Source organism: Leisingera sp. CC-HEC096, assembly GCF_059429235.1.
In genome coordinates, this window is sequence record NZ_JCAIJS010000001.1 from 1,313,196 (window position 1) to 1,333,960 (window position 20,765).

17 protein-coding genes and 1 pseudogene are annotated in these 20,765 nt (G+C 64.1%); 8 read left to right on the forward strand and 10 right to left on the reverse strand.

The features are described 5' to 3' along the window. The first annotated feature begins 179 nt into the window (after nt 1–179). Nucleotides 180–1,631 carry an HD-GYP domain-containing protein gene (locus tag AC5STI_RS06485; protein ID WP_495446085.1) on the forward strand — a complete coding sequence of 484 codons (1,452 nt, stop codon included), beginning with the start codon at nt 180–182 and terminating at the stop codon, nt 1,629–1,631. Here the strand turns inward: AC5STI_RS06485 and AC5STI_RS06490 are convergent. Further along, entirely contained in the window at nt 1,628–2,800 is a 1,173-nt protein-coding gene (locus tag AC5STI_RS06490) for a threonine/serine exporter family protein (RefSeq protein WP_495446086.1), read from the reverse strand. The genes AC5STI_RS06485 and AC5STI_RS06490 overlap by 4 nt on opposite strands. A gap of 161 nt (nt 2,801–2,961) precedes the next feature. Between AC5STI_RS06490 and AC5STI_RS06495 the strand changes: the two genes are divergently transcribed. Then, entirely contained in the window at nt 2,962–3,648 is a 687-nt protein-coding gene (locus AC5STI_RS06495; RefSeq protein WP_495446087.1) for a M48 family metallopeptidase, read from the forward strand. A 75-nt stretch (nt 3,649–3,723) separates the two neighbouring features. Here the strand turns inward: AC5STI_RS06495 and AC5STI_RS06500 are convergent, their stop codons facing one another. The 4 genes from AC5STI_RS06500 to AC5STI_RS06515 form a co-directional block, all read right to left on the reverse strand. Beyond that, complete coding sequence (locus AC5STI_RS06500; protein WP_495447738.1) at nt 3,724–4,266, reverse strand: RSP_2648 family PIN domain-containing protein; 543 nt, start codon at nt 4,264–4,266, stop codon at nt 3,724–3,726. 5 nt (nt 4,267–4,271) lie between these two features. Further along, nucleotides 4,272–5,486 carry an RSP_2647 family RNA methyltransferase gene (locus tag AC5STI_RS06505; RefSeq protein WP_495446088.1) on the reverse strand — a complete coding sequence of 405 codons (1,215 nt, stop codon included), beginning with the start codon at nt 5,484–5,486 and terminating at the stop codon, nt 4,272–4,274. A 101-nt stretch (nt 5,487–5,587) separates the two neighbouring features. Continuing rightward, on the reverse strand, nt 5,588–5,860 hold the full coding sequence (locus AC5STI_RS06510) for a hypothetical protein (RefSeq protein ID WP_475052711.1): 273 nt from the start codon (nt 5,858–5,860) through the stop codon (nt 5,588–5,590). Next, nucleotides 5,841–8,648 carry a [protein-PII] uridylyltransferase family protein gene (locus AC5STI_RS06515; RefSeq protein ID WP_495446089.1) on the reverse strand — a complete coding sequence of 936 codons (2,808 nt, stop codon included), beginning with the start codon at nt 8,646–8,648 and terminating at the stop codon, nt 5,841–5,843. Before AC5STI_RS06515 ends, AC5STI_RS06510 begins: the two co-directional genes overlap by 20 nt. Before the next feature lie 346 nt (nt 8,649–8,994). Between AC5STI_RS06515 and AC5STI_RS06520 the strand changes: the two genes are divergently transcribed. From AC5STI_RS06520 to AC5STI_RS06535, 4 genes and pseudogenes are all read left to right on the forward strand, one after another. Continuing rightward, nucleotides 8,995–9,456 carry a DUF2852 domain-containing protein gene (locus tag AC5STI_RS06520; protein ID WP_490398067.1) on the forward strand — a complete coding sequence of 154 codons (462 nt, stop codon included), beginning with the start codon at nt 8,995–8,997 and terminating at the stop codon, nt 9,454–9,456. A gap of 84 nt (nt 9,457–9,540) precedes the next feature. After that, a complete protein-coding gene (locus AC5STI_RS06525; protein ID WP_495446090.1) occupies nt 9,541–9,972 on the forward strand; it encodes an RDD family protein in 432 nt (143 codons plus the stop codon). Nucleotides 9,973–10,115: 143 nt separating this feature from the next. Continuing rightward, the gene (locus tag AC5STI_RS06530) at nt 10,116–10,940 is read left to right on the forward strand and encodes an arginyltransferase (RefSeq protein ID WP_475052718.1); all 825 of its coding nucleotides are present in this window, start codon (nt 10,116–10,118) and stop codon (nt 10,938–10,940) included. Further along, nucleotides 10,940–11,324 (forward strand): annotated as a pseudogene (locus tag AC5STI_RS06535) (VOC family protein). The gene AC5STI_RS06530 and the pseudogene AC5STI_RS06535 overlap by 1 nt, the downstream one beginning before the upstream one ends. A 146-nt stretch (nt 11,325–11,470) precedes the next feature. Here the strand turns inward: AC5STI_RS06535 and AC5STI_RS06540 are convergent. The 3 genes from AC5STI_RS06540 to AC5STI_RS06550 all read right to left on the reverse strand — a co-directional run bounded on the left by AC5STI_RS06540 (nt 11,471) and on the right by AC5STI_RS06550 (nt 15,990). Next, nucleotides 11,471–13,825: a TRAP transporter large permease gene (locus AC5STI_RS06540; RefSeq protein ID WP_490398070.1), complete on the reverse strand. Its 2,355-nt coding sequence runs from the start codon at nt 13,823–13,825 to the stop codon at nt 11,471–11,473. A 14-nt stretch (nt 13,826–13,839) separates the two neighbouring features. Continuing rightward, on the reverse strand, nt 13,840–14,766 hold the full coding sequence (locus AC5STI_RS06545) for a TRAP transporter small permease subunit (protein WP_475052723.1): 927 nt from the start codon (nt 14,764–14,766) through the stop codon (nt 13,840–13,842). 141 nt (nt 14,767–14,907) lie between these two features. Beyond that, on the reverse strand, nt 14,908–15,990 hold the full coding sequence (locus AC5STI_RS06550; protein WP_475052726.1) for a TRAP transporter substrate-binding protein: 1,083 nt from the start codon (nt 15,988–15,990) through the stop codon (nt 14,908–14,910). A gap of 283 nt (nt 15,991–16,273) precedes the next feature. Here AC5STI_RS06550 and AC5STI_RS06555 point away from each other — a divergent pair, with 283 nt between their 5' ends. Then, the gene (locus tag AC5STI_RS06555) at nt 16,274–17,701 is read left to right on the forward strand and encodes a cache domain-containing protein (RefSeq protein ID WP_495446091.1); all 1,428 of its coding nucleotides are present in this window, start codon (nt 16,274–16,276) and stop codon (nt 17,699–17,701) included. A 61-nt stretch (nt 17,702–17,762) separates the two neighbouring features. Then, nucleotides 17,763–18,407 carry a response regulator transcription factor gene (locus tag AC5STI_RS06560; RefSeq protein WP_495446092.1) on the forward strand — a complete coding sequence of 215 codons (645 nt, stop codon included), beginning with the start codon at nt 17,763–17,765 and terminating at the stop codon, nt 18,405–18,407. A 27-nt stretch (nt 18,408–18,434) separates the two neighbouring features. Here AC5STI_RS06560 and AC5STI_RS06565 read toward each other — a convergent pair whose 3' ends face one another. Continuing rightward, on the reverse strand, nt 18,435–19,580 hold the full coding sequence (locus AC5STI_RS06565) for a lytic murein transglycosylase (protein ID WP_495446093.1): 1,146 nt from the start codon (nt 19,578–19,580) through the stop codon (nt 18,435–18,437). Nucleotides 19,581–19,700: 120 nt separating this feature from the next. Beyond that, complete coding sequence (locus tag AC5STI_RS06570) at nt 19,701–20,702, reverse strand: hypothetical protein (RefSeq protein WP_495446094.1); 1,002 nt, start codon at nt 20,700–20,702, stop codon at nt 19,701–19,703. Nucleotides 20,703–20,765: the final 63 nt, after the last annotated feature.

Sequence of the window (20,765 nt, forward strand, 5' to 3'; positions counted from 1 at the left end):
GGCCCTGGGGGCTGCCAAGCGGCGGCCCCTGAATTATGACCGCGGGGCTGCCAAACGGCGGCCCCGGACATTTTACGAAAATCGGGCGCAGAGTTCCCACCCTATCCTGCGCCGGGTAAGGCCAGGTTAATCCTGTCCGTGCTGTCATTGGCCTTCCGCATTATCACTGCCGAAGGCCAATGACCTATACCTTTTCCTCCTCCAGTCCCGGCCAGGCCGGCGGTTCCGCACCGCAGGGCATCCTGCGGCTGGGGGAGCTGCTTGGCGCGCTCAGCCATGCGCTGGATCTTACCGAAGGCCAGCCCAAGGGCCATTGCGTCCGCTGCTGCTGGATCGGTATGCAGGCCGCGCGGGAGCTGGAACTGCCGCCGCAGGCGCTCTCCGACCTCTATTTCACGCTGCTGCTGAAGGATCTGGGGTGCAGCTCCAACGCGGCCCGCATCTGCCAGCTGTACCTGACCGATGATCTGTCCTTCAAACAGAACTTCAAGACGGTGAGCGGCTCACGGCAGGGCATCGAATTCCTGCTGCGCAACACCGCGCTGGGGGCCAGCCCGCTGCAGAAGCTGAAAACGCTGGGCCACGTGATTGCCAGAAACGGCCAGCTGGCGGGCGAGCTGATCGAGACCCGCTGCAACCGCGGCGCCGGTATTGCCCGGCAGATGCGCTTTTCCGAGGATGTGGCAGAGGGCATCGCCAGCCTGGATGAGCACTGGGACGGCGGCGGCCAGCCGCAGGGCCTGGAAGGCGCAGCAATACCGTTGTTTGCGCGCATCGCGCTGATGGCGCAGGTAGCAGACGTCTTTGCCGCCAGCGCAGGGGCAGAGGCCGCCGCGGCGGAGCTGGAAGCCCGCGCAGGCAGCTGGTTCGACCCGGAGCTTGTGCCGGTATTCACCGCGGTGATCCGCCGCCCCGGCTTCCTGGCGGACTTGCAGGACCCAGGGCTGGAGGCAGAGGTCTTTGCCACCCCGCAGGCACAGCATATCCATACCGTGGATGAAGACTATCTGGATGAGATCGCCCGGGCGTTTTCGCTGGTGATCGACGCCAAGAGCCCCTTTACCCACGGCCATTCGCAGCGGGTGGCGCGTTATACCGGGCTGATCTGCGACCAGCTGGGCTACTCCCCCGGACGCCGCCGCTGGATGGTGCGGGGGGCCCTGTTGCATGACATCGGCAAACTTGGTGTCTCCAACACCATCCTGGACAAGCCCGGCAAGCTGACGGATGAGGAGTTCGCCCTGATGAAACGGCACCCGGCACTGGGCCACGAGGTGCTGAGCAGGATTGCCGCCTTCCGGGAGCTTGCGGATGTGAGCGCGGCGCATCATGAGCGGCTGGACGGCAAGGGCTACCCTTACGGTATGGATGCCAGCCAGCTGACGCAGGATATGCGGGTGATGGCAGTGGCCGATATCTTTGACGCGCTGACCGCCGAACGCCCCTATCGGTCAGCGCTGCCGCTGGAGAAGACCTATGCCATCATGGATGACCTGGCAGGCCCCGGTATCGACCCGGACTGCTATGCTGCGCTGCAGGATGCGGTGACCGCCAGCGGCTGGCCATCGGCCTCGGACGCGGGGCTGCCCGAAAGCACGTGGGAACTTCCGGCCGCTGAACGCAGCGCCTAGCTGGCGAGGTTGCGGTTCTTCTGCGAATAAAGGGCCAGCGCCGTCACCTGCCCCGCCACGATGGCCGAGAACATCAGGAGGGCCGACAGGCCGATGCTGGCGTCTGCCATCAGTGTCTCATTGAACAGCGACTGCGTCGCACTCATCAGCACCCGGCTGCCGGGAACCAGGATCAGGATGCCCTGCACGATGTAGATGGCACCGGTGAGGTTCAGCGTCTTGGCCAGCCAGGTGCCATAAAGGGTGATGCACATGGCGGTAACCCAGGTGCCGACGATCCAGCCGCCGCCAAAGCCCAGATAGAGCGGCCCCCACATACCCAGCACGGTGACCGGCAGCGCCCGCAGGATGTCCACCATCCGCGCGTTGAAGATTATCCCGATGGAAAACGACAGCGCCGGCAGCGCCAGGTAGGGCATCCACCACAAGACACCGTTCACGTTCTCCACATGCGGCGTTGCCCCCCACAGCGCGGCGCCGATGCTGACGCCGATGTAGATGCCAATGAAAAGTTTCATCAGCACGAAGATAGACTGGGCAAAAAGGCTGGAACCTGAGATCACGTCATTGAAGGCGAGGCACTCCAGCGAGTTGGCAATCGACAGCCCCGGCACGAACAGTACGATGGCGGCGATGCAGGTGCCCCAGACCGGCACCTCCACCCCCATGCTGCTGACCAGCGACACCGCCAGCCCCGCGACCAGCGCCGACAGGAATTCCACCAGGATCACCCGGTCGCCGCGGCAGAACAGCTGGCACAGCCAGACCAGGAAGCCCAGCACCGCCGATAGCGCGATTGTCGTCAGCGCGCTGCCGATGAGGGTCAGGAAGGCGGGCGGAATGGCAATATTGGCCAGCATGATCAGCCAGCCAGGATAGCGCCCCGGCTCCTCGATCCCCGGGTCCTCCACCGCGTTGATGCGGATGATGGTGCGCGCCAGCAGGCTGAGGTTGATTTGTGCGGGCTCCAGGCGGCGGATGATGAACTGGTTGTCCTCGTCCGGGAACTGGCAGGAGATCGAGGTGGGGGTGGCCTGCACGATCACGTTGATGCCTTGCTTCCTGGCATAGAACTGCAGGTATTTCTCGATCTTGTAGGGCGCGCAGCCGCTGCGGTGCAGGGTCTCGCCGGTGTCGGCGATGTTGCGGAGCTGAGAGAGCGGTGCCATGTGCCGGAAGCCGTTGTTATCTGGAGCCTTTGGGTCGCACCCCCTTAATGGATGCGGGGCGCGGCGGCGAGTGCGGATTTTGCATGGCGGCCTGCGCTGGGTGCAAGGCTTCCTGACTGCTGCCTCTTGCTGGCGGCGCGGTTTCGGCCCATATCTGAAGCATGCTGCGCCTTCTGCCGATCCTGCTGGCCGTTGCCTATGGCCTTGTGATGTACCGGATTTCGATCTGGCGCACCCACCGGGAGCTTGACCAGCGCTCGACTGAGCTGGCCGACCCCAGGCTCAAACAGCTGACTGACCGGCTGGCGGCGGCGCTGAACATTGCCCGCATCCCGGTGCATATCTACGAGGTCGACCCGGTGAACGGGCTGGCAGCGCCGGACGGCAGGATCTTCATTACCCGCGGATTCTACCGCAAGTACCAGAACGGTGAGGTCAGCGCCGAGGAAATGGCCTCCGTGATTGCGCACGAGCTGGGCCATGTGGCGCTGGGGCATGCGAAGAAGCGGATGATTGATTTCTCCGGCCAGAACGCGCTGCGCACCGCGCTGATGATCATTCTCGGGCGCTACATTCCCTTTGTCGGGCCGTGGATTGCCGGGGTGCTGACATCGTTGCTCGCGGCGCGGCTGTCGCGCGGCGATGAGTATGAGGCCGATGAATACGCCGCTGCACTGCTGACCAAGGCAGGCATCGGCCTCGCCCCGCAGAAAAGCCTGTTTGCCAAGCTGGAAGAGCTGACGCAATCGCGCGCAGGCATGGCACCGGCCTGGCTGATGAGCCACCCCAAAACCGAAGAGCGCATCGCCGCGCTGGAGCGGCTGGAAGCGAAATGGGCCAAGGGCTGAGCCTGCGGCACGGGCGGGATTGAGGGGCCGGCCCCTCAAACTCCCCGGAGTATTTCAGGAAAGATGAAATCGCGGTCAGGCTGACAATGCCTTGGCGAGCCGTGGCAATCGGGCCTTTTTGAGCAGCGGGCGGATCTCCCAGCTGCCGCCAGAGAGGCGGTTTGCCTCCGCGAGCACCTGGTTGCCAAGCGCCTCCAATCCGGTGCTGTCCTCAAGCCAAAAACGGTAGAGGAGTTCATCCGGGCCAAGGCGCTCCAGGCCTTCCTCTGCCAATGTGTGGCGGGGGAAGTCCTTGTTGTTCACTGTCACGATACCGTCGGCATGCCCTGCAATAGCAGCGGCCAGCACATGGGTGTCTGCGCTGTCAGGAAGCCAGAGGCGGGCCTCAATACCCGGGGCCGGATCAACTTCGGCCTTGGGCCAATGAGCCCGGACCAGGGCGATTTCCGCCTTCGCTTGCGCTGCGCCCTCAGGTCCGAGTTTCAGCGCCGCGCGTTCCCACTCGCCCAGAATGCGGGCAGACCAGAGCGGGGTGAAATGGCCCAGCCCCGCCGCGCCCAGCAGCATCTCCCGCATCACGGTCGGGTAGAGCACGCAAGTGTCGAAGAGCAGCTTCACCCGTTTCAATCCAGCCGGAAAAACACGGCCTTCAGATAGCCGCTTTCGGCCAGCTGCGGCAGCTGCGGGTGGTCTGGGCTGGCGTAGCCGGTGTGGATCAGCGCAGCCCGGCGGCCTGCCTTGCCAATGCCGCGGGCCGAAGCGTTGCGGAACCTGGTGAGATCGGCGGCGTGCGAGCAGGAACAGAGGCCCAGGTAGCCACCGGGTTTCACCAGTGGTGCGGCCAGCTTGGCGACGCGCTCATAGGCGCGCAGGCCAGCCTCCAGCGCCTGTTTCGACGGTGCAAAGGCGGGCGGGTCGCAGATCACCACGTCAAAGCTCTCGCCTTCCTCAGCCAGCGCGGCCAGCACTTCGAAGGCATCGCCCTGGCGGGCGGTGAACTTTTCCTGGTGGCCGCTGGAGGCGGCGCCCTGCACAGCCAGTTCGAGTGCTGCTGCCGAGCCGTCGACGCAGGTCGCATGCCCTGCCCCGCCGGCCAGCATCGCAAGGCCAAAGCCGCCGACGTGTGAGAACACATCCAGCACCTTGGCGCCCGGCGCAGTCAGGCGGACGGCAAAGGCGTGGTTTTCCCGCTGGTCAAAGAACAGCCCGGTCTTCTGGCCGCCGGTGAGATCCGCCATATAGGTGGCGCCGTTCATCTGCACCGGCACCGGCGCTGCGGGGGCCTCGCCCAGCACGGTCTGGTTCACGTCATCCAGGCCTTCCAGCCCGCGGGTGCGGCCCGTTGCGTTTTTCAGGATCACTTCGGCGCCGGTTACCTCGGCCAGAGCGGCAGAGAGCATGTCCAGATGCGCCTCAGCCCAGGCAGCGTTGGGCTGCACCACGCAAACCGCACCAAAGCGGTCGATCACCACACCGGGAAGCCCGTCGGATTCTGCGTGCACCAGCCGGTAGAAGGGCGCGTCATAGAGCTGTTCGCGCATTTCCAGTGCACGGGAGAGGCGAGCGGCGAACCAGGCCTGATCAATCACCGCCTCCGGGTCGCGGTCAAGCATCCGGGCGATGATCTTGCTTTCCGGGTTCACGGAGACCAGCCCCAGAGGGCGCTGTGCCTCATCCTCCAGCACCGCCAGGGTGCCGGGCGCCAGCTTGCGGGTGCGCCGGTCGGTCACCAGCTCGTTGGCATAGACCCAAGGAAACCCGTGCCGGATGGCGCGGGCGTTGGACTTGGGTTTCATTTTCACACGGGGGCGCTGCGGCGCATCGGAGGAGGCTGTCATGGCCCCCTCATATCCTTAAGCCAGGTACAGGAAAAGGGGCCGCTTCACCCCTGCCTTCAGAACATTAGCCCGGAGTTGGGTCTGTGTGCCCAGCAGGCTTGTCACCGTTCGCGCGAGCGCCAGCCGCCGCGGCGGCGCGGCTTTTCCGCGCCAGCCAAACCGTCGCGCAGCACGGCCGTCATCGGGTGATCCGGCTGTTCGCTGCCGTAGCGCTCCAGCAGCGCCTGGATATCGGCGCGGCTGTCGCGAGCGGCGTCCATGCCCAGCGCCCAGTCAAAGAAGATGCTGCGGCATTGCGCGCCGGTAATGCCGTCGATCCGGTAGGATTCGTAGATCAGACCGCGCGGGTCCTGTTCAATGCTGCCCTTCTTCATCCGCCCCTTCCTGTTGCAAGGCTTCCCCTATGATCGCAGCACAGCGTGTGTAGCGGGCCTGCAGTTCCTGCTCCAGCTCTTCCAGCCGGGTATAGCCGGTGGTGCGGCAAAGGAACTGCGCCCCGCCCTCCCCTATACCATCGGAGTCGATGGCTTTGCCGGAGAGCAGCCGCGCTGCGCATTGCACGGACCAGAATAGACGGTAACTGGCGCCGAGGTATTCTGCATCCGCGTCACTCAGCCATCCGGCAGCGACAGCACCGGCCAGGCCCGCGGCCACATCGCGCGCGCCGGAGCCGGACGTCAGCGCGCCTGCTTGGGAAATCAGCTCCACATCCATCATCCGGCCGGGCCCGTTCTTGGCGTCCCAAACGCCCGCCGGCGCCTTGGCGGCAGCAAGCCGCGTGCGCATCTGCGCGACCTCTTGCAGCACCTTGCCGCGTTCCCGCGGCTGCGCCAGGAAGCCTGCCCGGAAATCCTCGATTTCCGCAGCCAGGCTGTCCTCCCCGGCCACCACCCGCGCGCGGGTCAATGCCAGATGCTCCCAGACCCAGGCCTCGTTCTGCTGGTAGAGGGTGAACCCCGCCAGGCTGACCGCCACCGGGCCCTGCGTTCCGGAGGGGCGCAACCGCATGTCGACCTCATAAAGGCGGCCTTGGGACATCGGGGCGGAAAGCGCCGTGACAAAGGCCTGGGTCAAACGGGCGTAGTAGGGGCGCGTTGCCAGCGGGCGTTTGCCTTCGGACATCTCCTCCGTGCCGGGATCATAGATCACGATGATGTCGAGATCGGATTGTGCGTGGATCTGCCCGGCACCGAGCGAGCCCATCGCCAGCACCGCTGCGCCCCGGCCCGGCGGCGGGCCGTGCTTGCGGGAGAAGTGATCCACCACTTCCGGAGTGATCCCGGCGATCACCACCTCGGCCAATTCGGCGTATTGCGCCCCGGCCTGGCGGCCGTCGATCAGCCCGCGCAGGTGGTGCACCCCGATGCGGAAGTGCCATTCCTTGCACCAGCGCCGGGTGGCGTCGAGGCGGGATTCGTAATCGCCTTCCAGGGCCAGGCGGCGATCCAGTTCTTCCCGCAGCTTGGCGCTCCCCGGCCAGGGGTCGAAGAACGAACCGCCGATCACGGCGTCGAACACGGCAGAGTTTCGGGACAGAAAGCTGGCCAGCTCGCGGGAAGTGCCGGCGATGTCGATCAGCAGGTCGATGAGCTGCGGATTTGCGCCGAACAGCGAGAACAGCTGCACCCCGGCAGGCAGCCCCGCCAGGAAACCGTCGAGCGCCAGCAGCGTCTCGGCCGGTTTGGCGGTCTTGGCGACCCGGGCCAGCAGTTCCGGCTTCAGCCGTTCAAAGATCTGCGCGCCGCGGGCCGAGCGCAGCGCCGGGTAAGTCGGCCAGCGGGCGATTACGGCGCCGTCGAGTTCTGCCGTATCCTCCGGCACGGCTGCAGGCGGCGGAGCGGCGCCCGGGGAAAAGAATCCCTCGGTCAGCGTATGCACCTCTTCCAGGCGCTCCTTTATTTCCGCCATCAGCTCGGCAGGGTCACGGTCCATCAGGCAAGCGACCCGGGCGATCCCGTCCTCGGATTTCGGCATCCGGTGGGTCTGGGCGTCATGCACCATCTGGATGCGGTGCTCGACCTCGCGGTGAGCGCGGTAATGGGCAGTCAAGGTCTCTGCCACCTCTGGCGGCACCCAGCCTTTGTCCGCCAGTGCTGCCAGCCCTTCAACGGTGCCACGCAGACGCAGGCTCTCGTCGCGCCCGCCTGCAATCAGCTGCCGGGTCTGGGTGAAGAACTCGATCTCGCGGATGCCGCCGCGGCCCAGCTTCATATCGTGGCCCGGAACATGCAGGGCACCGCCGGTGCCCTTGTTCTCGCGGATGCGCAGGCGGATGTCGTGGGCGTCCTGAATGGCGGCAAAATCCAGGTGCCGCCGCCACACAAAGGGGCGCAGGGTGCTGAGGAAACGCTCCCCAGCCTTGATGTCGCCGGCACAGGGACGTGCTTTGATATAGGCGGCGCGCTCCCAGGTTCGTCCCAGGCTTTCATAATAGCGTTCGGCCGCTTCCATCGCCAGGCAGACGGGTGTCACCGCCGGGTCCGGCCGCAGCCGCAGGTCGGTGCGGAACACATAGCCTTCGCCGGTGCGGTCGCTGAGCGCCGCGCACATGTTCTTGGTCGCGCGCACCATGCCCTGGCGTGCCTCATAGAAATCATCCGGGTCGAAACGTGTTTCGTCGAACAGGCAGATCAGGTCGATGTCAGAGCTGTAGTTCAGCTCATACGCGCCCATCTTGCCCATCGCCAGGATGGTGAGCCCGCCTGCGGTCTCCACGTCATCCTCCGTCAGCCCCGGCAGTTTTTTACGCCGGATCAGCGTCGCGATCTCCGCCTTGATGGCCACATCCGCGCTCAGCCCGCCGAATTCCGTCAGCGCGCCGGTCACCTGTTCCAGGCTACAGCCGCCGCTGAGGTCGCACAGCGCGGTCAGCAGCGCCAGCCGCCGCTTGGCCTGACGCAGGCCGGGTTTGAGCTGTGTGCCTTCCAGCGCGCGGCAGTCCGCCAGCACGCTGCGCAGCGCCGCATCCGGGTCCTGCAGCGCTTCCGGCAACCAGCCCGCCTCCCGCGCTGTCAGCTCCTTGAGATAGGGGCTGGAGCCGCAGGCCCCGGCCACCAGATCCGCCAGATCGCCGGTTAGCGCCGGTACAAGCGCGCGCGCTTCGTCGCCAAGTTCGTGGTCAAAGGGGCGGGGAATGCGGGTGATCTGCAGAGCGGTCGTCATGCTCCCGACACTGTTCCCGCTGCACCGCCGCGTCAATGGCCGAATTGCCGCTCCGCACTATGCGAGGCCCGGTGCCGGCGCGCGTTTTCAAGGTTTCCATGGCCCTTCTTTAGCATCTGCGTCTAGCCGGAGCTGACGCAGGATTGCGCCAACCGCTGACGGTCCGGCCTCTGAAGAAATAGCAATTGCCTTATCAGCAAGACAATTGCCCCTTGCGCACCTGAGGACCTGGCCGCAGCAGAAGATGTGAAAAAGATTTACATGGGACCTTGAAACCCCAGCGGGAGCTTCCGATATGCTGTAATGTGAAAGGGATTTACATACACCCGCAAACTGGAGGACCCCGATGACGAGTTTCACCCCAACCGCCCCCCATGCACCGGTGCAGGGCTGGTTTTCCCGCAGCGAAGCTTGGCTGGACAGCAAGGGCAAAGGCGCCTGGATAGCCGCCATGGTGCTTGGCTTTGTTTTCTTCTGGCCAGTGGGCCTGGCCCTTCTTTTCTACATGATCTGGAGCAAACGAATGTTCAGCAAATCCTCCTGCCGCCACAAAGGCAAAACCTGGGCACGTCACGGCTTCTCGGCGATGAAACCCTCGGGCAACAGCGCCTTTGACGCCTACAAGGCCGACACGCTTCGCCGCCTGGAACAGGAGCAGCATGATTTCGAAGCTTTCCTCGAACGCCTGCGCGAAGCCAAGGACAAAGCCGAGTTCGACCAGTTCATGAATGAGCGCGCCCGCGCCGCCGATCATGGCGATGACGCGGAGGACGAGGACCAAGACGGCGGCGAACCCAAGCGCCATTAAGCTGCCCTCCTCCTCCGGCTGCCCCGCCCCGTCCGGGCGGGGCTTCCCCTACCTGCTTCTTCCCCCTCGCAAAGGACCCCATACATGACCGCCCTGCCCGATCCCGACTACCAGGCAGAATTCTATGCGTCTGTTCCGGCCAAGCGGCTGATCGCCTGGATCATCGACAGCATCCTGATCTTTACCCTCAGCGCCGTTGCGGTGGTGCTGACCGCCTTTACCGGCCTGCTGATCTGGCCGCTTCTGTATCTGGCAGTGGGTTTTGCCTACCGGACCGTGACAATCGCCAACGGCTCCGCCACCTGGGGGATGCGCTTTGCCGGGATCGAGCTGCGCGACAGCACCGGCCAGCGGCTCGACAGCGGCCTGGCAGCACTGCACACCGCGGGCTACTCCATCTCGCTGGGCTTTCCGGTCCTGCAAGTGATCTCGATTATTCTGATGCTGACCTCGCCGCGCGGCCAGGGGCTGACCGACCATTTCCTCGGCACCGTAATGCTGAACCGCCGGGTTTGAGCGAAATCCGCAAGAGCCCGTTAAACCATTTTCCACAAGGCTACTTGGCGCATCGGAACCGCATTGCTATCATCAGCTGGAGTATCTGCCGCCCGTTGCAGGCGACCGTTCCATCTGCCCCGCAAAACCGCTGAAGAGTTCCGATGCGCCATACCCTTCCCATTGCTCCTCAGTTCTACGTGACAGCCCCGCAGCCCTGCCCCTATCTGGCGGGCAGGATGGAGCGGAAGCTGTTTACCGCGCTGCAGGGCGACGGGGTGGAGCAGCTTAATAACAGCCTCAGCCAGCAGGGCTTCCGGCGCTCGCAGAACGTGCTTTACCGGCCCTCCTGCTCGGAGTGCTCGGCCTGCCTGTCGGCGCGGATTGATGTTTCGGCCTTCACCCCAACCCGCAGCCAGAAACGCACGCTCAAGCGCAACGCCCGTCTGGAGCGGCGGGCGACATCGCCCTGGGCGACCGAGGATCAGTTCGCCCTGTTCCGCCGCTATCTGGACAGCCGCCATGCCGATGGCGGCATGGCTGACATGGATGTCTTCGAATACGCTGCGATGATTGAGGAAACACCGGTCCGCAGCCGGGTGGTGGAATATGCCGAAGAAGGCAGCAACCAGTTGACTGCTGTATCGCTCACCGATGTGCTGGAGGACGGGCTCAGCATGGTCTATTCGTTCTACGCGCCGGACCAGCCGCAGAACTCGCTCGGCACCTTCATGATCCTCGACCACATCAGCATTGCGCGCGAGGCGGGCCTTCCCTACGTCTACCTCGGCTATTGGGTGCCCGGCAGCCAGAAGATGGGCTACAAAGCCAAATTCTCAGGCCTTGAGATCTATCATCAGAGCGAATGGAAGAAGATGACCGACCCGGCGGAATTCGAGGCGGCCAGCCACCCGCTGTCGACCGATCCGATCGCCGAACAGGTCGCCAACATCCAGCTGCCTGAACATCCCATACACCGCAGCCGCTGATGCAATACCTCCACGCGGTTTCCTTGGTGGTGCCCGATTACGACGCCGCCATCGCCTTCTACTGCGGCCAGCTCGGCTGGCAGCTGGCCGAGGACATCGATCAGGGCGGCAAACGCTGGGTGCGCATTCTGCCGCCGGGGTGCTTCGCAGGGCAGCCTGGTGCTGGCCCGTGCCGAAGGCCCTGAGCAGCAGGCCGCCATCGGCAACCAGTTCGGCGGCCGCGTCGGGCTGTTCCTCGCCACAGACAGCTTTGACCGCGACCATTCCGCCATGCTGGCCCAGGGCGTGACCTTCGAGGAAGACCCGCGGCACGAGCCCTACGGCACCGTCGCTGTCTGGCGCGATCCCTTCGGCAACCGCTGGGATCTGATCCAGTTCGCCTGAGAACTGCGCCGCCCCAATTCATCTTTCAAGAAGTACTCCAGGGTGAATTGGCCCTTGGCCAAGAGGGGCAGCGCCCCTCCCCCTGCAGGAAAAGCAAAGGGGCCCGCTTGGGGCCCCTTTTCCGTTTTCCTGTCCTGCGTCCCGGATCAGTTCGGGATCAGCGCCGGCACGATGGTCACGATCGACGGGAAGGCCCACAGGATGGCGATGCCCACCACCTGGATCAGCACGAAGGGCACGATCCCGCGGTAGATATGGGCTGTCGTCACCTCCTTGGGGGCAACCCCGCGCAGGTAGAACAGCGCGAACCCGAAGGGCGGTGTCAGGAACGAGGTCTGCAGGTTCACCGCCACCATGATGGTCACCCACTTCGGATCGAAAGACCCGCCATAGATCACCGGCCCCACGATCGGGATCACGATGTAGATGATTTCCAGGAAGTCCAGCACGAAGCCCAGGAAGAACAGCACCAGCATCACGATCAGGAAGACCGTCATCTCGTTGTCGAAGCTCTTCAGGAACTGCTGGATGTAGTGCTCGCCGCCAAAGGAGATCACCACCAGGTTCAGGAGCTGCGAGCCGATCAGGATGGTGAAGACCATCGAGGTCACCTTGGCGGTTTCCCGCACCACCGGGGTCAGGACGCCCGATTTGAACAGCACCCAGCAGCCGAACAGCAGCCCGAACAGCGCATAGAGATACGCGGCATAGGCGACGATGAAGGCAATCCAGGTTTCAACCGAGACCCCGCCCTGGTTCACCCGCAGGTCGAAGTTCATGCCGACCAGGATGCACAGCATCACCGCAAAGGTGGACCAGATGATGATCTTGCCGGAGCGCCCCTCGTCCTGCAGCTTGCGGTAGGCCGCCAGCATGATGGCGCCGCCAGCCCCCAGCGCCGCAGCCGGCGTCGGGTTGGTGATGCCGCCCAGGATCGAGCCCAGCACCGCAACGATCAGAACCAGCGGCGGGAATACCACCCGGATCAGATCGTTTTTGGCGCAGCGGGCAGCCGCTTCTCGGCAGCCCCACAGCGCCAGAAGCAGCGGCAGCGCGATCCACAGCACGGTTACGCCCGCCGATGTGGTCGGCGCAATCGCCACCAGATCCACCAGCGCAATCAGCAGGATGCCGATGGCCCCCAGGATCAGCGGCTTGGCATCGCGCGAAGGCGCCACGCCGCGGCCGAACGCCAGCACCAGGCCCAGCACAATCATGATCACGCTGATGCCGGTGCCGATCGGGGCCGCAGCGGCGATCTTGGCTTCGCGGGCAGCGGCGATTTCCTCTTCGCTCAGCTTCGCAGCCAAAGCCACGCCGCCAGCTGCGTCGATGGCTTCCTGTTCCGCAACGGCGGCGTCCCAGGCCTCCTGCCCGTGCAGGTCGATCATGGCCTCCTGACACTGCGGTCCGACATTGGTGCGCAGCGAAGCGGTCTCACCGGCGTCCGAGAAGGTCGAGACGGTGATGTTCTGGCTGCCGATCACATTGAAGCTCGACAGCAGAATCGCGCCGCCGATCAGTGCCGCCGGAACCGCCAGGAACCAGGTCAGGCCTTCATTGCGGGTGATCACCTCGCCGGTGCCGCCTTCGATGGTCACCGCGGGCGCCTTGTGCGGGTTCAGCAGCGCGTAGCCAAAGGCGTAAGTTGCATACAGAAGCGCCAGCAGGATGCCCGGCAGCAGCGCCGCCTGGAACAGGGTCCCGACCGAGACCACCGCCGGCTCACCCAGGTAGGTGAGCGCGTCGGAGCAGCCTGCCTCCATCGCGCGGGTTTCCTGCGCGGTCGAGTAAAGGTCGCCCGCCAGCGTGCCCAGGAGAACGATCACGATCGACGGCGGAATGATCTGGCCCAGCGTGCCGGACGCCGCGATCACACCGGTCGCCAGTTCCGGCGAGTAGTTGTTGCGCAGCATGGTGGGCAGCGCCAGCAGGCCCATGGTCACCACAGTCGCGCCAACGATACCGGTGGAGGCCGCCAGGAAGGCGCCCACAACCACGATCGACACCGCCAGGCCGCCCGGCAGCGGCCCGAAGACGCGCGCCATGGTGGTCAGAAGGTCGTTGGCGATCTTGGACCGCTCCAGGGTGATGCCCATCAGAACGAACATCAGCACTGCCAGCAGGGTTTCAATCGACGCGCCCGCCAGCACCCGCTCGTTCATGCGGTTGACGATGAAGGAGATGTTGCGGTCCAGCGCCACTTCCCAGCCCTGGATGAAAACGGGCTCGGCGATCCTTGGCAGGTCCGGATAGCGGAAGGTGGATATTTTGTCGGGCCTGATGCCCGTACTCACCAGATCACGGTAGGCCTGCGACGAGGTGTCGATGGCCTGGTGGATCAGGATGCCCGCACTGTCCAGCGCGGCGATGATACCGAAGGAGATGATCCCGGCACCGCCGATGGCAAAGGCCACCGGAAAGCCGGAGAGGATGCCCCCGAAGAGGCAGAAAAATACGATGAGCAGGCCGATCTCGACGCCATCAAGTCCAAATAGCATGTTTCCGACGTCCCTTAATGCGTGCCTTCGTAGGCTTCTTCACCCTCTCCAAGGCTGTCCTTGTCGAGGTATTTGTTTTCACTGCCCTGGCCTTCGACGAACTCCAGGAAGGAGCGGTAGAAGAAGGCGATGGCGTGCAGGAAGACGAGACCGGCGAAGGCGATCAGCAGGATCTTGAACAGGAAGTAGGCGTTGAACCCGTTCGGGCTGAAGCCGATGGTTTCCACGTTCCAGCGCAGCGCGCGGGATTTCATCACCAGCCGCTCAAGCGTGTCCGAGGCCGAGGGGTTCGGCACAATGAGGTGCCGCCACAGGAAGAACCAGCCGTACATCCAGGTCAGGACCGCAGCAGGCATCATGAAGATCAGCGAGCCGATCATGTCCACGACCTTCTTGGCGCGGAAACTGATGCCGGAATAGATCAGGTCCACCCGCACGTGGCCGCCCTGCACAAAGGTGTAGGTCACGCAAAGGCAGACCACCAAGGCGTTGTAAAACTTCAGTTCTTCGGCAAACCAGCTGATGTCCTGGCTGAACGGGATACCAAAGCCGAAGCTGATGTCCGGCCGCGCGAACACACGCTGCATGAAGACGATGATGATTTGCTGCAGCACCATCAGAAGGCCTGCCCAGGCAAAGAAACGGCCGACGGTGTTGGCCAGCCCCTCCAGGCCCCGCACCATGCCCCACATGAAGCCGCGGAAGTAGAGGCCGATGCCTGTCAGCACTAGGAAGGTGGTGAAGACGACAAAGAAGAACTCGACCGAGCCGCCATAGTAGACGAAGCGCATGATCGAGGCCTTGTCGGACCAGTCGAGCCAGAGCTGCGGATGGGTGACGGCGTAGCCGAGATTATAAAAGGCGCCGGCGATGTTCTGGATCAGCCAGACAAGTCCGCCCCAGATTGCGCCAAAGAAGGTGATGCCACTCTCTTCCTGCATGTTTCCCCCGGGAAGATTGCTGCGAAGCTGCGGTGGCAGGCTGGGCTCACGGCGCTGATGGCCGGCCCGTCTGCACTGCGTGCAACTGCATGTGGATCCCCCGCCTGCGGCGGAGGATCCGGTTAATGCCAGTCAGGCGGATCAGCCCAGGACGCGGTCGCGCTGTACGCGGTAGGCGCCTTCGGACTTGGTGATCCAGCCGGAGGAGGCTTTCATCGAGGATTCCACGCTGTTGCGGATCTTGGCAAACAGCTCGTCGCCCATGAACTCGTCCAGGGTGTCCTTGGTTGCCTGGCCGAAAGCGTCCCAGACGCTGTCCGGGAATTCCAGGGTCTTCACGCCGCCGGACTGCAGGCGCTGCAGCGCTGCACCGTTGTTGTTCATGAACTGCGCCAGGCTCCACTGGTGGCCGGCAGCGGCCGCCATTTCGATGATCTTCTGGTGCGCAGGCGACAGGCTTTCGAAGACTTCGCGGTTGGTGGCAACCGACAGTGCCGCGCCCGGCTCGTGGAAGCCCGCGGTGTAGTAGGTCTTGGTGATTTCCTGGAAACCGGCCTTCTCATCCGCCCAGGGGCCGATCCACTCGGTGCCGTCGATGGCGCCGGAGGAGAGCGCCTGATACACTTCGGAGCCCGGAATGTTCTGCACCGAGGCGCCCAGCTTGCCCAGCGCCTTGCCGCCCAGGCCCGGCATACGGAATTTGAGGCCGTTGAAATCTTCAGGGCCAGAGATTTCCTTGTTGTACCAGCCGCCGGACTGCGGGCCGGTGTTGCCGCCGATGAAGGACTTCAGGCCGAAAATCTGGCCCAGCTCATCATGCAGCGCCATGCCTTCGCCGTGGTAGTACCAGTTGGTCAGTTCCTGCGGGGTCATGCCAAAGGGCACGGCGGTGAAATAGGCGTAGCCCGGGTGCTGGCTGACGAAGTAATAGTCGGCCGCGTGATACATGTCGGCCTGGCCTGCGGTCACGGCGTCGAAAACTTCGAACGCGCCAACCAGCTCGCCTGCGGCTTTCAGGTCGATGGTCAGCGAGCCATCGGACATAGCGGTAATGGCGTCGGCAACATACTGCGCAGAATCATGCACACCTGCCAGACCGCGGCCCCAGGTGGTAACCATGGTCAGGGTGCGGTTGCCCTGGGCATAGGCCGGCGCAGCCAGGGTGCTGGCTGCTGCGGCGGAGCCGCCCAGTGCGGACGTTTTCAAGAAAGAACGGCGATCCATTAATTATTCCTCCCATTAGCATTCGGATTGCCCGGAAGGTCCCCCCCGGGCGGATCGGTTCGAGTGCGGCCAGCCTAGCGGCGGCGAACTTTATGTGAATACCTAGTACTGCGTAGAACGGCACGTTTTTCGCGGTTGTGAGGGAGAAGTTGACGCATTTCTTGCGCGAATCGGCAGGGTTAAGCACATGCAAAGGATGCAAACGTGCCCCGCCTCTTTGATTCCCCTGGGCGGCTGCGCAATGATTCGGTACAAGAATCTGACCAATTCTAGGACCCCGCTTATGCGCCTGTTCGAAACACTTTTGCGCCCTACCTACGCGCAGAAACTGTCGCTTCTGATGACCCTGCCGCTGATCGTGGCGGGCACAGCGATTGCGGTTCTGGTGGGCTACCAGTCGCGCGCTCTGGCGGAGCGCGAGATACAGGCGCTGGAGGTGCAGCTCCTGGAGGCCAAGAAGGCGGAACTGCGCAACTACGTGACCCAGGCCCGCAACGGCTTTGCCCATATCTATGGCCTGGCGGCACCGGACGATGCGCAGGCCAAAGAACAGGTGGCCCAAATTCTCAGCGCGATGATCTACGGCAAGGACGGGTTCTTCTTTGTCTACGACTACGACGGCACCAATCTGGTCAGCCCGCGGCAGACCGAGTTCATCAACCGCAACTGGGCAGGCCTGACCGACAGCGCGGGCGTGCCGGTGGTGGATGAGTTCATCCGCCTGGCCCGCGACGGCGCCGGCTGGCACAGCTTCACCTGGGAGAAGCCCTCGACAGGGGAAGAAGCGCAGATGATCGCCTATGTGCTGGGCCTGCAGGACTGGCAATGGGCCATCGGCACCGGCGTGTTCATCGACGATGTGCTGGCCACGGTGGCCGCCTCGCGCGCCGAGGTGGAGGCGCGCGTGCGGCGCACGTTCATTTATATTGGTGCCATCACCCTGATTTCGCTGATGCTGGTTTTTGGCTCCGGCATGTTCCTGAACATCCGCGAGCGGCGGCTGGCCGATGCCAAGCTCAAGGAACTGACCCAGCGGGTGTTCGACGCCCAGGAGGAAGAGCGCGGCCGCGTGGCGCGGGAGCTTCATGACGGGATCAGCCAGCTGCTGGTGGGGGTGCGCTATGCCTTGGACAACACCCGCCGCCGCCTGACCCGCGGCGATGGCGAGGGCGCGGTGGCGCCGCTCGAAAAGGGCACGGAGAACCTGCTGACCGCCATCACCGAAGTGCGCCGTATCAGCCGCGACCTGCGCCCGGGAGTGCTGGACGATCTGGGGCTCGGTCCCGCGCTGAAAGCCCTGACCGATGATTTTGCTGCGCGCACGGGGATTGAGACGGCGTTTTCCACCGTGGTCTTCCGCAACCGGCTGGACCAGGACTCCAAGATCGCGCTCTACCGTATCGCCCAGGAAGCGCTGACCAATATCGAGCGCCATGCGGAGGCCACTAAAGTCAGCATTGACCTGCGCGGCCATACCAAAGGCGCCACCATGCGGATCACCGATAATGGCCGCGGCTTGCCGCCCAGGGACGCGCGCACCGGCCCCGGGATCGGGCTGCGCAACATGCAGGAACGGATTGAGCAGCTTGACGGCACCTTGCGCATTCTGTCATCACGGGGCACCCAAAGCGGCACGGTGATTGAGGCAAGCCTGCCTCTCAGCCATTTGCTGCCGCCGGGCGAGGAGGGAACGTCTGCACAACTGCCGTGACCGGGGAGGATACGGCGAGGTGCAAGGCACCTGGTTAACGGAAAGCTGCATTGGGGGAAGGATGGCTGATCCGGTGAAGGTTCTGATCGTGGATGACCACCCGATGGTGGCCGAAGGCATCCAGTCGATCCTGGAAAGCTATGAAGACATCGAGGTGGTCGGCTCGCTGACGGACGGCCGCGATGCGGTCGAGCAGATGGGCCGGCTGGCGCCGGATGTGGTGCTGATGGACCTGAACATGCCCAAGCTGGGCGGTCTCAGCGCCACTGAGATTATCCTGGAACAGCACCCGGGCACCCGCATCCTGATCTTGTCGATGCACGACAGCACCGAATATATCTCAACCGCGCTCAGCCACGGCGCGATGGGGTACGTGCTGAAGGACGTGCCCACCGAGGAAATCAAGCAGGCCATCGACGCGGTGATGGAGGGGCAGACCTATCTCTGCACCGGCGCAGCCGGATCCTTGAAGCCCAAGGGCGACGACACCCGCGAGGCGCTGACCGGGCGGGAGCAGACCATCCTCTTGGAGCTGGCGCAGGGCAAGTCCAACAAGGAAGTCGCCCAAGCGCTTGATATCTCCGTCAGAACCGTCGAGACACACCGCAAGAACATCAAGCGCAAGCTGGGCATATCCTCAACCGCCGGGCTGACCCGCTATGCGCTGGAGCACGGGGTGCTGCAAGGCACCGGCGCCGGGTTCTGAACCGACACCCCAGATCTCAGACTGACCCTATCTCAGACTGGCCAGCAGCGCCTGTGACGGCTCCCCGGTTGCGGGCAGGCCGCGGCTTGACTGATATCCGCTGATCGCTGCGCGGCTTTTCGGCCCAAGCACCCCGTCTGCGCCACCGGTGTCAAAACCTCTGGCGGTCAGGCGCTTCTGCAGCAGAATGCGGTCGTCCTTGGTCAGCCCGTATTTGTCCGGCGGGAAGCTGGCGCGCAGCGGGGCGCCCCCGGCGATGCGGTCTGCCAGATGCCCCACCCCGATCGCGTAGGCATCTGAGTTGTTGTAGCGCTTGATGGCGTTGAAGTTGCTGGTGACCGCAAACTTCGGCCCGCCTGCCTGCGGCTGGATGATGCTGCCTGCGGGGGTGCCGGACGCCCCGGCCTCTCCGCCCCACTTCAGCCCGCGGGTCCAGCCGTTCCTTTGCAGATAGGCAGCGGTAGACGCCAGTGCGTCGCTGGGATCCTCCGACCAGATGTCGCGGCGCCCGTCGCCGGTGAAGTCCACCGCAAAAGCCAGGTAAGAGGTCGGGATGAATTGGGTATGCCCCATGGCGCCTGCCCAGCTGCCGGTCATCCGGGCGGGTGTGATATCACCGTTCTGCAGGATCCTGAGCGCGGCCAGCAGCTGTTTCTCAAAAAACGACCCGCGCCGCCCGTCATAGGCCAGCGTCGAGGTAGCTGAGATCACTGGCACATCACCGCGGCGCTCGCCAAAGAAGCTCTCCAGCCCCCAGATGGCGCAGATGACTTCCGCATCAACACCGTAAGTCCGCTCCAGCGCCCGCAGGGTAGCACCATACCGGGCAAAGGCGGCGCGGCCCTTGGCCAGCCGCTCGTCCGAGACGGCGATGGAGAGGTAATCCTCCAGCGAGCGCTTGAATTCGGTCTGGTTGCGGTCGCGCTTGATGACCCCCGGCAGGTACCCCGCCCCGCGGAAGGCCGCGCGCAGGGTGGACGGGGCAATGCCCCTGGCTTCAGCCCGGGACCGGAAGGTGGCTACCCACCGGTCATAACCCGCGTTGGGCACGGGCCGCAGATCCGCTGGCAGGCCGGAGACGCGGGAACTGCCCCCGGAAGGCACTGTGCTGCTGCAAGCCGTCAGCCCAAAGGCTGCAAGACCAAACCCGAAATGACGTCGTGTGATGTTCATGCTGTCTGCCCGTTCTGGTGAATGCCGCGCCCCTTGCTTCAGGGCTTTTGCATCACAGGCTGCCAGAAACCTGCCGGGCCGCCAAGGTCCGGAATTGCGCCAGGGCGGAGACCTGCCGCCCTATTGTCCCGCTGTCAGCCCCGGCGCCTCCCCCGCTGCAAGCCGCTCCCGCGGGAAGCCTGCGCGGGCAAAGATCTCCCATATCCTCTGTTCCAAGTCCGGAGCGCCGATTTCGAGGCAATTGTTGCGGAGGTACCAGGTCATGAATTGCGCGTAGCCGCCGGTACGGGTCTGCGCCCGCTGCAGCGCTTCGGCAAACTGCCCCGGCCCGGTGACAGTTTCTGCCATGTGGTGAAAGTCGGACTTGCCATAGAGAATGGCCGGCGTGCGGTGGAGAAACCCTTCGATCGCCACGGAAGAGTTAACCGAAACCGTCGCGCAGCTGGCGGCGAGAATGTCGTGGATGTTGGCGCCAGATATCATCACCCGGCTGTCCCTGGCTGCAATTTCCGCCAGTTCCGCCATGGTTCCGATATCCGCCAGCCTGGGGTGCGGCTTGACCAGCACGGTCCGGCCGTCCGCCCCCTGCAGCACATCCTGCAGCATGGCGATATCGGTAAAACCGGTTGTACCGGCCTTGAAAGGGTAAGACCCCTGAAAGAAGACAGAGATACACCCCACCGGAATGTCCTGCCGCTCTCGCGGAGCACAGTAACGGGTCCGGCGCGTGTCCTTCCACGTCCTCTGGAGCCGCCCGAAGAACCGCTTGGCGTATTGGTAGGGGATCATGTCCTCCCGAAATTCCCTCGCCGCGATTGAACTGAACTCGCGGGTGCCGTGCGGATCCAGATGCCAGAAGCCGTCAAAATACGCCAAGGCGGCATTTAGCACATTGGGCATCTGCACCTGCCGGTCATTCAGTATGTGCAGATTACCATCCTCGAAGCGGCGGTCTGGAACATGCCTGGAACGGCTTGTGATATCGGAAGAAATGGCCCGGAACTCACAACCGATGCCCTCTGCCGCCAGCATGTTCTGGATCACACCGAAAAGCTGCAGGAAACCGCGCGAGAGATCCTGCTCCAGATACGTTCTGCGCAAATGGATTATAACTCCGGTCACCGGCGGCTTCCCTGCAAGAGACTGAAATGAGTATCCAGAACCCGCGTTGCAGGTCCAGTCCTC